The 13,012-nt window shown below is 72.6% G+C and carries 16 protein-coding genes; 8 read left to right on the top strand and 8 right to left on the bottom strand.

Annotated elements, in window-relative coordinates:
* Nucleotides 1-167: 167 nt before the first annotated feature.
* Nucleotides 168-1,784, bottom strand: a complete 1,617-nt coding sequence (locus ASF49_RS01025) for an AMP-binding protein (protein ID WP_056466355.1) — start codon at nucleotides 1,782-1,784, stop codon at nucleotides 168-170.
* Nucleotides 1,785-1,794: 10 nt separating this feature from the next.
* Nucleotides 1,795-2,394, bottom strand: a complete 600-nt coding sequence (locus tag ASF49_RS01020; RefSeq protein ID WP_056466351.1) for a nitroreductase family protein — start codon at nucleotides 2,392-2,394, stop codon at nucleotides 1,795-1,797.
* A gap of 341 nt (nucleotides 2,395-2,735) precedes the next feature.
* On the opposite strand from ASF49_RS01020, the gene ASF49_RS01015 reads away from it, so the two are divergent.
* Nucleotides 2,736-4,016: a GGDEF domain-containing protein gene (locus ASF49_RS01015; RefSeq protein WP_056466349.1), complete on the top strand. Its 1,281-nt coding sequence runs from the start codon at nucleotides 2,736-2,738 to the stop codon at nucleotides 4,014-4,016.
* A 25-nt stretch (nucleotides 4,017-4,041) separates the two neighbouring features.
* On the opposite strand, the gene ASF49_RS01010 is transcribed toward ASF49_RS01015, so the two are convergent.
* The gene (locus ASF49_RS01010) at nucleotides 4,042-4,281 is read right to left on the bottom strand and encodes a hypothetical protein (RefSeq protein WP_055947672.1); all 240 of its coding nucleotides are present in this window, start codon (nucleotides 4,279-4,281) and stop codon (nucleotides 4,042-4,044) included.
* Nucleotides 4,282-4,366: 85 nt separating this feature from the next.
* Nucleotides 4,367-4,594, bottom strand: coding sequence for a hypothetical protein (locus ASF49_RS01005; protein WP_056466346.1), 228 nt, complete (start codon nucleotides 4,592-4,594; stop codon nucleotides 4,367-4,369).
* A gap of 141 nt (nucleotides 4,595-4,735) precedes the next feature.
* On the opposite strand from ASF49_RS01005, the gene ASF49_RS23425 reads away from it, so the two are divergent.
* Nucleotides 4,736-4,960: a hypothetical protein gene (locus tag ASF49_RS23425; protein WP_056466343.1), complete on the top strand. Its 225-nt coding sequence runs from the start codon at nucleotides 4,736-4,738 to the stop codon at nucleotides 4,958-4,960.
* Between the two features lie 4 nt (nucleotides 4,961-4,964).
* On the opposite strand, the gene ASF49_RS00995 is transcribed toward ASF49_RS23425, so the two are convergent.
* Nucleotides 4,965-5,555: a glutathione peroxidase gene (locus ASF49_RS00995; protein WP_243214344.1), complete on the bottom strand. Its 591-nt coding sequence runs from the start codon at nucleotides 5,553-5,555 to the stop codon at nucleotides 4,965-4,967.
* 192 nt (nucleotides 5,556-5,747) lie between these two features.
* On the opposite strand from ASF49_RS00995, the gene ASF49_RS00990 reads away from it, so the two are divergent.
* Entirely contained in the window at nucleotides 5,748-6,293 is a 546-nt protein-coding gene (locus ASF49_RS00990; RefSeq protein ID WP_056466340.1) for a PRC-barrel domain-containing protein, read from the top strand.
* Between the two features lie 235 nt (nucleotides 6,294-6,528).
* Here ASF49_RS00990 and ASF49_RS00985 read toward each other — a convergent pair whose 3' ends face one another.
* Nucleotides 6,529-6,963: a hypothetical protein gene (locus ASF49_RS00985; RefSeq protein WP_056466337.1), complete on the bottom strand. Its 435-nt coding sequence runs from the start codon at nucleotides 6,961-6,963 to the stop codon at nucleotides 6,529-6,531.
* A 354-nt stretch (nucleotides 6,964-7,317) separates the two neighbouring features.
* On the opposite strand from ASF49_RS00985, the gene argJ reads away from it, so the two are divergent.
* From argJ to ASF49_RS00965, 4 genes are all read left to right on the top strand, one after another.
* On the top strand, nucleotides 7,318-8,568 hold the full coding sequence (gene argJ / locus ASF49_RS00980) for a bifunctional glutamate N-acetyltransferase/amino-acid acetyltransferase ArgJ (RefSeq protein ID WP_056466334.1): 1,251 nt from the start codon (nucleotides 7,318-7,320) through the stop codon (nucleotides 8,566-8,568).
* A complete protein-coding gene (locus ASF49_RS00975; protein WP_056466331.1) occupies nucleotides 8,565-9,299 on the top strand; it encodes an SIMPL domain-containing protein in 735 nt (244 codons plus the stop codon). Before argJ ends, ASF49_RS00975 begins: the two co-directional genes overlap by 4 nt.
* Nucleotides 9,296-9,724: a (deoxy)nucleoside triphosphate pyrophosphohydrolase gene (locus ASF49_RS00970; RefSeq protein ID WP_056466328.1), complete on the top strand. Its 429-nt coding sequence runs from the start codon at nucleotides 9,296-9,298 to the stop codon at nucleotides 9,722-9,724. Before ASF49_RS00975 ends, ASF49_RS00970 begins: the two co-directional genes overlap by 4 nt.
* 64 nt (nucleotides 9,725-9,788) lie before the next feature.
* Nucleotides 9,789-11,357, top strand: a complete 1,569-nt coding sequence (locus tag ASF49_RS00965) for a DUF6880 family protein (RefSeq protein WP_243214347.1) — start codon at nucleotides 9,789-9,791, stop codon at nucleotides 11,355-11,357.
* A gap of 13 nt (nucleotides 11,358-11,370) precedes the next feature.
* Here ASF49_RS00965 and ASF49_RS00960 read toward each other — a convergent pair whose 3' ends face one another.
* Nucleotides 11,371-11,730 (bottom strand): DUF427 domain-containing protein, encoded by a 360-nt coding sequence (locus ASF49_RS00960; protein ID WP_056466325.1) that lies wholly within the window; start codon nucleotides 11,728-11,730, stop codon nucleotides 11,371-11,373.
* Between the two features lie 10 nt (nucleotides 11,731-11,740).
* Nucleotides 11,741-12,619 carry a methyltransferase domain-containing protein gene (locus ASF49_RS00955; RefSeq protein WP_056466322.1) on the bottom strand — a complete coding sequence of 293 codons (879 nt, stop codon included), beginning with the start codon at nucleotides 12,617-12,619 and terminating at the stop codon, nucleotides 11,741-11,743.
* 118 nt (nucleotides 12,620-12,737) lie between these two features.
* Here ASF49_RS00955 and ASF49_RS00950 point away from each other — a divergent pair, with 118 nt between their 5' ends.
* Nucleotides 12,738-12,968 carry a hypothetical protein gene (locus ASF49_RS00950; RefSeq protein ID WP_056466319.1) on the top strand — a complete coding sequence of 77 codons (231 nt, stop codon included), beginning with the start codon at nucleotides 12,738-12,740 and terminating at the stop codon, nucleotides 12,966-12,968.
* Nucleotides 12,969-13,012: the final 44 nt, after the last annotated feature.

Raw genomic sequence — 13,012 nt, 5'->3', positions numbered from 1 at the left:
CGCACGCGAGAGGACGAAGCATCGTCGATGCTTCCATCCCGCACGGGATGTCGAAAGCCTGCCCTAGACAGCATGATCATGACGCGATGACGCCCGTTGCTTGAACGCCGCCTCGCAACGACGCGCCGAACCCGATCGCCCCGGGGCCTCGCGCGGCCGGCGCAGGTCTAATCCGCGTCGCGCAGCTGCCGCCGGATGATCTTGCCCGTGGTGGTCATGGGCAGGCTGTCCCGGAACGCGATCTCGCGCGGGTACTCGTGGGCGGAGAGGCGGGTGCGCACGAAGGCCTGGATCTCGGCGGCCAGCGCGTCGGAGGCGGTGTAGCCCGGGCGCAGGACGACGAAGGCCTTCACGATCTCGGTGCGCAGCGGGTCGGGCTTGCCCACCGCGGCGGCCAGCGCCACCGCGGGGTGCGCGCCGAGGCAGTCCTCGATCTCGGTGGGGCCGATGCGGTAGGCCGCCGAGGTGATGAGGTCGTCCTCGCGCCCGACGAAGTGGACGTAGCCGTCGGCGTCGCGCCGGGCGGTGTCGCCGGTGAGCATCCAGTCGCCGGCGAACTTCTTCGCGGTCGCCTCCGGCTGGTTCCAGTAGCGCAGGAACATCACCGGGTCGGGCCGGGCGATGGCGATCTCGCCCGGCTCGTCGTCGGCGGTCTCGGTGCCGTCGGGCCGCAGGATCGCGACCCGATGCCCCGGCACCGGCCGCCCCGTGGAGCCGGCCCGTGCCACGCCGGCCGAGCGGCACGCGGCGAGGACCAGGTTGCACTCGGTCTGGCCGTAGGCCTCGCCGATGGTGAGCCCGAGTTCGCGCCGCGCCCAGTCGAAGGTCTCGGGGCCCAGGGCCTCGCCGGCGGAGGCGATGTTGCGCAGGCGCGCGAGGTCGAAGCGCCCGCACGGGTCGGCGACGCCGCGCAGCATGCGCAGGGCGGTCGGCGGCAGGAACGCGAGGGTGACGGCCCGCTCGGCGATCAGCCGGAAGGCGGCCTCCGGCTCGAAGCGGAAGCTCGGGCAGGCCACCACCGGCACGCCGAAATGCAGGCTCGGCAGGGTCGCGTTGAGGAGGCCGCCGGCCCAGGCCCAGTCGGACGGGGTCCACATCCGGTCGCCGGGCTTCGGCGGGAAGTCGTGCATCATGCAGAAGCCCGGCAGGTGCCCCAGGAGCACCCGGTGGGCGTGCAGCGCGCCCTTGGCCGGCCCGGTCGTGCCGGAGGTGTAGATCATCAGGGCGGGATCGTCGGCCCGGGTGTCCACCGGCACGAACCCGTCCGGCGCCTCCGCCAGCAGGGCGTCGTAGCCGAGGGCCAGGCCCCGCGCGCCGTCGACGCAGACGACGCATTCGAGCGCCGGCAGGTCGGCGCGGATCGCGTCGATCTTGGCAAGGCCGGCCGCGTCGGTGATCAGGACCCGCGCGCCGGCATCGGTCAGCCGGTAGCGCAGGGCGTCCGGTCCGAACAAACCGGCCAGCGGCAGCGCGATCGCCCCGAGCTTGTAGGCGGCCGCGTGCGCGATCACCACGGCGGCCGATTGCGGCAGCAGCACGCCGACGCGGTCGCCGGGGACGACGCCCCGGATCCGCAACCCGGCCGCCAGGCGGTCGGAGCGGTCCCGCAGGTCCCCGAAGCTGATCTCCGAGACCCGCGCGCCGACGACCTCCTGGATCGCGACCCGGCCGGGCTCGCGCGCGGCCCAGCGGTCGCAGACATCGACGCCGATGTTGAAGCGCTCCGGGACGTCCCAGGCGAAACCGGCGACGAGCGCGGCATGGTCGGGTGCGGGTCTCAGCACGGCGGGCCGCTCAGGCTTCGCGGGCCTTGAAGGCGCCGGCGAAGGCGAAGTCGGTGATCGGGCGCCGGCCGTTCGGCACCTCCTTGGCCCGCTGCTCCTCGGTGAGGTCGGCCGGGTTCGCCGCGCGCCCGACCGCGTAGGCCGCCTCGACCTGATGGTCCGGGGGCACGGCGAGCACGGTGACGGAGCGCTCCTTGTCGAACCCGCCCATGCCGTGCACGTGCCAGCCCTGGCGGATCGCCTGGAGCTGGAAGTTCGCCGAGGCGGCTCCGGTGTCGAGGGAATGGCTGGCCGAGGGCTTCAGCCCGTCGCCGGTCTTCATCAGCTTGCTCGAGACGAGGATGACGAGGGCGCCGGCGCCCTCCGCCCACTTGCGGTTTCCCGGCACCAAAAGGTCGAGGAAGGTCTCCCATTCGGGCGTGCCGCGCAGGGCGTAGACGAAGCGCCAGGGCTGCGAATTGTAGGAGGACGGCGCCCAGCGCGCGGCCTCGATCATCCGCAGCAATTCGGATTCCGGCACCGCCTCGCCGGTGAAGGCGCGCGGCGACCACCGCTCGATGAAGAGCGGGTCGATGGCATGGTCGGGCTGGCGCGGGTTCGAGACGGTCACGGGCAGGCTCCAGGAGGCGGAAGGACCGGGGCACGCGGCGTCGGGCGGCCCCTTCGAGGGGCCAATCCGCCGCGGCGTGCGCCCCGCTCTCGGCGAGGCATGCACGAGGTGGGGCCGGCGAGGCAATTGTCCATTCGGTCCCCCATCGCCGCAAGAGGGGTCTCCCCGGGAGCGGGGTGGCCGCGCGCACCGGATCGGTCGCATTTTACGCATCGGGGAAAGCATGCCCACACGGGTCGCTGGCAAGGTGCGTCCAGGGGCATTTGCCGCCCGCCCGCCCATGGATCTCGTCGCGCGTGACCGCTTCATCTGCTGCCCGATCGTCCGACGATCCGGGCTCCGTGTCGTTTCACGCCAGCGACCACCTGCTGATGCTCATCGAGCAGACCCTGCAGGCGACGCGCTGGCGCCTCGCCTTCCCGGCCGAACTCGAGGCCCGGTTCGAGGCCGAGACCGGCCGCCTGCGGGTCCAGCAGCTACGCCGCGCCACCCTGATCGGCATTGCGGTCTTCCACCTCTATGCCTGGGCGGCCTACGTCACGACGCCCAACCTCGCGACGCTGAATCTCGTCCTGCGGATCGGCGTGATGACGCCGATCGCGCTCGGGATCTTCGTGGCTCTCGGCCGGGTGAGCGCGCGGACGCGGGAGGCCCTGTGCGGCCTCGGCATCCTGTCGGCGGTGATGATCCCGACGGCCACCCTCTCGCTCGGGCAGGGACCCAACGTCGCCCACGCGGCCACGGCGATCTGGCTGACGGTGATCTTCGCCAACATCTGCCTGGCCCTCCGGTTCACCTGGGCCTGCGTCGTCTCGGGCTCGGCCGCGCTCGCCGGCTGCCTCGCCATCGCGGCCCACCCGGAATTCGCCCCCGACCTCGCGGACCTGATCCGCCTCGACATGCTGATGGGCATCGCCTTCAGTCTCGGAGCCGCCCACAAGATAGAGAGCGCCAACCGGCGCAACTATCTCTATACGTTACGGGAATCCCTGCGGGCGCAGCAGCTCGTCGTCGCCAATGCGCGCCTCACGCACCTCTCGACCACCGACCCGTTGACCGGCCTCGCCAACCGGCGCGCCTTTTCCGAGCGCCTCGACGAACTGTGGCAGGGCGCCCAGGACGGTGCCCCGTTCGCGCTGCTTCTGGTGGATGTCGACCACTTCAAGCGCTTCAACGACCATTACGGGCACGGAGCGGGCGATGCCTGCCTGTGCGCGATCTCGCGCCTCCTGAACGCCGGGGCCGGCAGTGCCGCCGATCTGGTGTCGCGCTACGGCGGCGAGGAATTCGCTCTGCTGCTACCCGGCCTCGACAGCGAGGCCGCCATCGCCCTGGCCGAGCGGATCCACGCCTCGCTGAACGCACTGGCCCTGCCCCATGCCGGGCGCGGCGACGGACTGAACCACGTGACGGTCAGCATCGGCGTCGCCGCGAGCCGCGACGGCGCGGCGACGCCGACCGCCCTGTTCGAGGCGGCCGATGCCGCCCTCTACCGGGCGAAATCGGCCGGGCGGAACCGCACCGGCTGCGCCCGGCAGCGCCAGGAGGCGGAACCCGGCCGGAACGTGGCCGTGGCCGCATGGTCCGCCAGCGGAACCCCGGCCCGGCGACGCTCGGCCTGAGCGTCGCAGGAACCGGCCCCGCCCCTCAATCGACCACGCGGGCGGTGGGACGGTCGTTACCCTGGGCGGTCTCGTCGTGCCAGGCGCCCTTGCTGTCCTGGTAGCGGATGCCCTCCGTCGAGCCCGGAACCTGCTGCTCGGCCGCGGCGGCCTGGGCCGCCTGCAGGGCCTCGTCGTGGCTCGGATAAGTCTCGGAGAACACGTCGCCGACCTTGTAGGCGAAGCCGCCGTCGTGCTCGACGATGCGATAGGTGATCTCGGACATCGGCTGTTCCTTCCCGTTTCGCGCGCGGGCACAGGTGCCGAGCGCATGTGGGAGGGCGAACACGGGGCGCTTCGGGAGGTTCCCGTCAGTGCCGCGTCGGGCGCGCCCAGGACAGGTTCGGAAGCGCCGCCTCGCAGCCCGCGATCAGCGAGCCGCGCACGTCCGCCGGATCGTAGCCCGGCCCGTCGGGGAATCCGATCGCGTGGGTGGTCTCGCTGTCTTCGCGGCGGATATGGGCGACCCAGCCCTTGGGCGCCCGCTCGAAGGCGATCTCGAAGACGGCCCCCGCCTGCTCGAACCGGTGCGGCTTCATCGTCCCGTCCCTCGACCCATCCCGCGGCGGCCCGGAACCTCCGGCGATCCGGGGCCCGCCTCTCGCCGGATGTGGGGGCTTGCGGTATCGGAGCAAGGGACCCCATCGCTCCGGCCGACGACGGCCGGCCCCAGGAGCCGCATGCGCCCCCTCCTCCTCGCCCTTCTCGTGACGATTTTGTGCGCGGGCTCCGGCGCCCGGGCCGAGTTCAGCCTGTTCGGCAGCGCCGATCGGACGCCGGCCAACCCCTTCGCGTCGAACTACGCCTCGCCGCCGGCACGCGGCAGCGCCGAACGGCCGCGGCGTCTCCGCCGCGCGCCGCCGAAACCCGAGGCGCTTCGCCCGCCTCGGGACATCCCGCGCTGACGCCTCAGGCGGCGGGCAGCGCGTTGGCGATCGCGGTGACGATGCGCGGATCGTTGGGCTCGACCGAGGACGGGAAGGCGCCGATCAGGCTGCCGTCCCGGTCGACGAGATACTTGTGGAAGTTCCAGCCCGGCGCGTTGCCGGGCTTCTCGGCGGCGGCCCAGCGGTAGAACGGATGCGCGGCCGGCCCCCGGACATGGGTCTTGGCGGTCACCGGGAAGGTGACGCCGTGGTTCCGGCGCGCCGCCTCCGCGATGGCGACCCCGTCAAGGGGCTCCTGATTGCCGAAATCGGGCGACGGGACCGCGATGACGGTGAGGCCCCGGTCGCCGAAGCGGGTCCACAGGCCCTGCAGCCCGGTGAATTGCCCGGCATAGCCGCAGGCCGTGGCGGTGTTGACCACCAGGATGGGCCGGCCGGCATAGGCCGAGAGCGGCAGGGTGCCGCCCTCCGGCTTCTCGAAGGCGAAGGCACCCGCCTTGGCGGCATCGGCCAGGGCCGGGCGGACGCCGCAGACGAGGGCCCCGCCCAGGACCGCCAGGGCGTGACGGCGCGGCAGCGCGAAGCGGGACTCGGGCGACATGGCGTTCGACATGGTGCGGCACCCCTTGGCGGGCGCGCGGACCGGTTCCGCCGCCCCTGTCCCCAGGAACCTAAGGCCGGAACGGCGTTCGTCCATTCACCATGCCGTATCGCGGGAACCTTTGGCGGAGGCCTGAACTTGAGCGTGTGCCATCACGGCACCCCTCGTTCGACCTTCGGCTCGATTTTTCGAAAGACTTCGCCCATGCGCAGCCTGTTGCTCGGCACGACCCTCCTCGCTGCCAGCGCCACCCTCGCCCTCGCCCAGTCGCCGGATGCCAACGCGCCCGCCGCCGCGTCGGCACCGGTCCAGGCCGCCCCCGCTACCCTCGCCAACGATCTGCGCCCCACCTTCGTGGTGCAGAACAAGAGCGACATGGTCACTTCGAAGCTCGTCGGCCTCACCATCCAGAACGCCGCCAACGAGACCATCGGCGAGATCGCCGACGTGGTGCTCGACGAGAAGAACACCGTGAAATCCTGGGTGGTCGGCGTCGGCGGCTTCCTCGGCCTCGGCACCAAGTACGTCGCCATCGACCCCAGCGCGATGAAGCTCGTGCGCGTCGACGACGCCACCCTGAAGGCGACGATCGACACCAACAAGGATCAGCTCCGCGCCGCGCCGGAATACGTCTATCTCGGCAAGGCCAAGCCCAACGCCGATGCCAAGCCGACGACGGGCGCCACGACGAACACGGATGCGAAGTCGAATTCCGAGATGAAGCCGGCGGACGCCCCCAAAGCACAGTGATCGCCGCGAGGATCGCGTCCGAGACGCCGTCGCGATCCGACGCCCGAAAGCCTTCGCGTCCGCGCGCGAGCTCCGCGCGCGGGCTTTGTCCGCCCGGGACCGAAACCGATACGATCCGGGCCGATCGTCAGAAAACCGTCACGCTGTTGGGGTATCCGGCTCGCCGAGCGGAGCTGGACGATCCCGACTGCGAGCTATCAAGGATCCGCGTGTCGCGCCTCGGAGGCGCCGCGCATCAGGCAGGGCTGCGGAGGGCGTCCCACACCGTGCTGGCGACGTTGTCGATGCGCCGGACCGCGATCAGGCCGTCGCGGTCGTCCGGGAACTGGGCGTCGAACAGTTCCTCGAGCCACTGGGTCGGGTCTTCCTCGCTCGCCAGCGATTCGAGGTCGCTGGCGAAGACGATGCGCAGGTCGGGGCGAAGCGCCCGGGCTTCCAGGGCGAGTTTCTGGCAGCAGAGCTTGCCCTGCAGGCTCACGTCGGTGACGAGAACATCGACGGGCAGGCCCAGGGCCAGGACCGTCATCGCATCGACGCCGCAATCCACCGTCGTGGCCGCGAAGCCCGCCCGCCGGATCTGGGACGAGACCTCGTCACGCCAATGCTTCTGGCGGCCGGCGATCAGGACCTGGACGCCGTAGGCGCCACCCGGCGAAGTCGGTCGTTCCATCGTCGAGACTCCCCCGTCGCGCCTGGACATCCGTGCCGATCACCTCGGAAACTGTGCGTCGCAGCATGCTATGTCACGTTCGCTCGAACAGACAAGCCCTCTTCCCCGATACGCGGACGACTTTCGGATTCCACCCTCCCCGTCCCGCCCGGCCCGTCGATCCGAAGGCCCGGGGCGGGCCGCGATGCTGCACCGCCGAGGGTGGGCAAGTGCTTGATCCGCAAGGCCTTGAGGCGCCGGGTCCGGATGCGACGCCCAGATGACGCTCGTCGCGGTTGACGAAGGCGGCGCGGGCGGGGCAACACCGGCCACGCCGCGCGCCCGAGACGGCCGCAGAGATCCGGAGCCTCGTCCATGTCGTCTGCCAAGAGCCCCCCCGTCTCGCCGCTGGCGCCCCGGACCCAGCCGGAGCTGCCGGCGATTCGCGGCGTCGGGCTCGCGACCGCGCAGGCGGGCATCCGCTATTCCGGCCGTACCGACGTGCTCTACGTGGCGCTCGCCGCGGGCACGCAGGCCGCCGGCGTGTTCACCCGTTCGAAATGCCCCTCGGCCCCGGTGGATTGGTGCCGCGAGGCGCTGGGCAGCGCTGGGGCGCGCGCTCTCGTGGTGAATTCCGGCAACGCCAACGCCTTCACGGGCCTGCGCGGGCGCGAGGCCGTGGCGCTGACGGCCCGGATCGCCGCCGAGGCGGCGCGGTGCCGGCCCGAGGAGATCTTCGTCGCCTCGACGGGCGTCATCGGCGAACCCCTGGACGCCACCAAGTTCGAGGGCGTGCTCGCCGATTGCGCCGGCCGGACCCAGGACGGTGCCGAGGCCTGGGCGGCGGCGGCCCAGGCGATCATGACCACCGACACCTTCCCCAAGCTCGCCACCCGCCGGGCCACGATCGACGGCGTCACCGTCACCCTCAACGGCATCGCCAAGGGCGCCGGCATGATCGCGCCCGACATGGCCACCATGCTGAGCTTCGTCTTCACCGACGCCGCCCTGCCGCAGGACGTGCTCCAGGCGCTCCTCTCCGCCGGCACGGCCACGAGCTTCAACTGCGTGACCGTGGACGGCGACACCTCCACCTCCGACACCCTGATGCTGTTCGCGACGGGCGCCGCCGGCAACGCCGCGATCTCCACCCCCGACGATCCGCGCCTGTCCGCGTTCCGCGCCGCCCTCGACGACCTCCTGGTGGAGCTGGCCCAGCTCGTCGCCAAGGATGGCGAGGGCGCCCGCAAGTTCGTCACCGTGCGGGTCACGGGCGCGAGCAGCGACGCCTCGGCCCATCGGATCGCCATGTCCATCGCCAACTCGCCCCTGGTGAAGACCGCCATCGCGGGCGAGGACGCCAATTGGGGCCGGGTGGTGATGGCCGTCGGCAAGGCCGGCGAACCGGCCGACCGCGACCGCCTCGCGATCTGGTTCGGCGACGTGCGCGTCGCCCGCGAGGGCGCCCGCGACCCGGATTACAGCGAGGACGCTGCGAGCGCGGTGATGCGCGCGCCCGACGTCACCGTGCGGGTCGACCTCGGCCTCGGCGAGGGCAGCGCGCGCGTCTGGACCTGCGACCTGACCAAGCTCTACATCGAGATCAACGGGGATTACCGCTCATGAGGGGCGCCGGAGCGTTCGGCCTCCTCGCGCTGGCGCTGCTCGGCGCCGGTGGCGAGGTTCGGGCCGAGGACAGGCCGGGGCCGGCCGAGGGCCGGATCAGCGTCGTCGGGCGCGCCCGCTCCGAGGTGGCGCCGGACTTCGCCTCGGTCGAGATCGGCGTCGAGGCCAAGGGCGCGACCCCCGCCGTCGCCCTCGACGGCGCCAGCACAGCCGCCAAGGCGATCCTGGTCCTGGCCGCCGAGTTTCAGGTGCCGGAGGCGGATCTCGGCACCTCCGCCGTGACGCTGCAGCCGGTTACCCGCTCGGTCCGCCAGGCCGACGGGACCTTCACCGAAAAGCCGGACGGCTACCGGGCCAGCAACACGGTGCGGGTGCGCCTCGCCGATATGGGCCGCCTCGGCGACCTGATGCGCCGGGCCCTCGACGGCGGCGCGAACCGCATCGACGGCGTCAGCTTCGGCCTGCGCGATCCCGATGCGGCCGAGAGCGCCATGCGCAGCGCGGCGATGAAGGACGCGCGGGCCCAGGCCGAGCGGCTGGCCGAGGCGGCCGGCGTCGCCCTCGGGCGGGTGGTGTCGATCCAGTCCCCGGCGGCGGGCAGCTCCCCGCCGATCGCCTTCGCGGCGCCCGTGCCGATGCGGGCCAAGCGGGGCGGCGCTCCGGTGCCCCTCGTCGCCGGCACGATCGAGACCGCCGCCGACGTCGCCGCGACCTTCGCGATCGCCCCGTGAGCGCCGCGGCGGCCGCGCCCCTGCGCATCCTCCTCGTGGTCGCCGTCGCCCTGGTCGATGCCGACGGACGCGTGCTCCTCGCCCAGCGCCCGCCGGGCAAGCAGCTCGCCGGCCTGTGGGAATTCCCGGGCGGCAAGGTCGACCCGGGCGAGCGGCCGGAGGAGACCCTGATCCGCGAGCTCGCCGAGGAGCTCGGCATCGGCGTGCAGGAGGCCTGCCTCGCCCCCCTCACCTTCGCGAGCCACGCCTATCCGGACTTCCACCTCCTGATGCCGCTCTACATCTGCCGGCGCTGGGAAGGCCTGCCGCGCCCCCTGGAAGGCCAGGCCCTCAAGTGGGTGCGCCCGCGCGACCTCAAGGACCAGCCGATGCCGCCGGCGGATGCGCCGCTGATCCCCTTCCTGCTGGACCTGCTCGGCCCCTGATCCACTTCTGAGAGACAGATCCCCGGCGGCGCGCCCCGCCCCGCCGGGAGAAGGAGCGCGGCGCATGGCACGCAGGGCAGCGGCGAAACCGGCGACGAAGGCGGCTGCCGGTCGGCCGCCCGTCCTCGGCAGGCCCGACGCTGGCAAGTCCGGAGATGGCAAGTCCGAAGCGACCAAGTCCGAAGCGACCAAGTCCGCCCCGGCCAAGGCGAAGCGCGCATCGCGAAAGACCACGCCGAGCCCCGAGACCCTGACCGAACTCGGGCTGGAGCGCCTGATCGGCCTCGTCCTGTCCGAGACGGCGCGCAACCCGACCTTCAAGAAGCTGGTGACCGCGGCGGTGGCGAGCCTGCAGGGGCCGGACGCCATCGCGGCGCTGATCGACCGGCGGCTCACCGCCCTGGAGCGGGGCCAGGGCTACATCGACTGGCAGAAGCAGCGCGCCTTCGCGGCCGACCTCGACGCCATGCTCACCACCGTGGTGACCGAGCTCGCCGCCCTGGATCCCCGATCGGCCCTCGACCGGCTGATCCGCTTCCTCGGAGGCGCCGGCGACGTCCTCGGGCGCGCCGAGGATTCGAGCGGACGCATCCACGGCGTCTACGAGCGCGCGGCCGATGCGGCGGCCGCGCTGATCGTCGACCTGCCCGCGGAGGAGGCCGCGGGGGTCGCCGCCGGGCTGGTCACCCGCCTCCGCGCGGACGGCCACGGCTTCGTCGAAACCCTGATGCACGATCTGATCCCGCGGCTGCCCGAGGGGGCGCTGGCCCCCCTCGATGCCGCCCTCGCGGAGGCCACGCCCCCGGCTCCGGAAGGCCGGACCGGCGGACAGAAGGCCTGGGCGTCCCAGCTGGCCCGCAGCCGCCTCGTGCGGATGCGCCAGGCCCTGGCCGACCGGGCCGGCGACGTCGATGCCTTCATCGCCTTCGAGCAGGCGGTGTCCCCCGAGCAGCCGGACCGGGTGCGGATCGCCGAGCGGCTGCTGGCGGCGAGCCGGGCGGCGGAGGCGTTGGACTGGATCCGCCGGCCACAGAAGCGCGGGCCGGTGGTGGTCACCCGGGAGGCCCTGCTCACGGGGCATTTCGACCATGACGCCCCGGAGCGGGCGCGTCAGGCCGTGGAGATCCGCATCCTCGACAGCCTCGGGCAGACCGAGGCCGCGCAGGCCCTGCGCTGGGAGGCCTTCAGGCGCAACCTCGATCCGGCGATGCTGCGGGCCTATCTCGCCAAGCTGCCCGACTTCGAGGACGACGAGGCGCTGGAGCGCGCCTTCGACCATGCGATGGCCCATCCGGACCGCTACCGAGCCCTGGCCTTCCTGACCCACTGGCCCAATTCGGACCGCGCCGCCCGGCTGGTCATGGCCCATCGCGGCAGCTGGGATGGCACCCGCTACGAGATCCTGGCGCCCGCCGCCGAGGCTCTGGAGCGGACCCAGCCGGAGGCGGCGGCCGAGCTCTACCGCCTGCTGATCGATTCCATCCTCGAGCACGGGCGCAGCGCCGCCTACGGTCACGCCGCCCGCTACCTCGACGCCCTCGACGGCCTGACGGAGGATCCGGAGGCCTACCGCGGCACCTTGCGTCGCCTGCACGGGCGCAAGGCCGCGTTCTGGTCCCAGGTTCGGGACTGACGGCCGCGCTCCGTCAGGCCTGCTCGATCGGGTCGATCCTGTCCGGGTAAAAGGCGAGATGGCCGGCGATGGCCGCCACCGCCGGATAGGGCGCCTCGTAGCTCCAGACCGCGTCCGGCCGCTCGGCCTCCGGTGTCGTCAGCGTGAAGTAGCTGGCATCGCCCTTGTACGGGCAATGGCTGCGGCGGGCGCTCGGGGCGAAGTGCTCCCAGCGGGCGTCGGCCCGCGGGACGTAGAAGACCGGCGGATAGTCCGCCTCGGTGAGCACGAGGGCGGACTCGGTCTCGGCGAGGAGCGTCCCCGCGAGACGGATCCGCAGCCGGCCCGGATGCGGGACGATGGTGATCGGATGGTCGGGTCCGGGCTGTCTCATGGTTCGTGTCTCACGGGTTTCGTCCTTCGGGCTTGCGTTCGGTGGTGCCCAGGGCCTCGGCGAGGCGCGTCTGGGCGCTGCCGGGCTTCAGGGGTTTCTGCTGGCTCTCGTGCGGAGCCCAGCCCGAGAGCCACAGGATCTCGAAGCTGGCGCGGATGCGCCCGTCGGGATCGGCGAAGCGCTCGGCGTAGAGGGCGGCGGCGCGCAGGAGCGTGTCGCGGCGCAGGGGGGTACGGCGGCGGTCGACCAGGACGTTGGTCAGCCCCATGGCGCGCAGGTCGTGCATCAGCGCGAAGGGGTCGCGATAGCGCACCGTGACGGTCTCGACATCGGTGACCGGCAGGGCGAAGCCGGCCCGCTGCAGCAGGCTGCCCATCTCGCGGACCTCGGCGAAGGGGGCGACGCGCGGGCTGACACCGCCCTCGACCTCGCTCTCCGCCTGCCCGAAGACCTGCCGCAGCTCCGTCAGGGTCCGGCCGCCGAGGAGGCAGCCGACGAACAGTCCGTCGGGGCGCAGGGTCCGGCGCAGCTGCGTCAGGGCGCCGGGCAGGTCGTTGACGTGCTGCAGGGCGAGGAGCGAGACGGCGAGGTCGAACCGGCCCGGCGCCAGCGGCAGGGCCTCGGGGTCGGCGAGAACCGCGCCGGCCTCCGCACGGGGCGCGAGCCGGGTGAGGTGCCCGACCCGGCCGGAATCGCGCAGGCGCTCGGCGGCGAGCGACAACGGAGTGCCGAGATCGACGGCCTCGGCGAAGGTCCGCAGCACCGCCCCGAGGCGGTCCTCCAGATCGTCGACGACCCTGCGCAGCAGGAAGTCGGCATAGCCGGCCCGATGGGCACGGGCGAGGCGGCGGCGGGCGAGGCCCGTATCGAACAGCGGTGGCGCGATCATCACGATCTAGATGGCGCGCCCGGATCGTGCGCGCCAGCGGCAAAGGGGACGGAACGTGACTCCGTCCCTCGCTGTTGAGGCCCAGCGATTCGACGACGAATCGAGGAGATCAGACGCCATGAAGTCCATTCTGTTCGGCGCGGCCCTCACCCTCGCGGGGATCAGCCTCGCCGCCACCGGCGCCGAGGCCAAGGGCTGCATCAAGGGTGCCCTCGTCGGCGGCGTCGCCGGCCACGTGGCGGGCCATGGGGTGCTCGGCGCCGCGGCGGGCTGCGTCGTCGGCCGCCACCAGGCCAACAAGCGCGACCGCGAGCAGAACCAGGCTCAGCCGCAGCAGCAGGCCCGCTGATCACAATCACAGATCGTATCCCGGCGATGCGGGTGGTAGGGTGG

Origin of the sequence: Methylobacterium sp. Leaf104 (genome assembly GCF_001422885.1) — a bacterium.
Taxonomy (GTDB): domain Bacteria; phylum Pseudomonadota; class Alphaproteobacteria; order Rhizobiales; family Beijerinckiaceae; genus Methylobacterium.
Note: the sequence above shows the minus strand (reverse complement) of the source record. Positions and strands in the feature narration are given on the sequence as shown.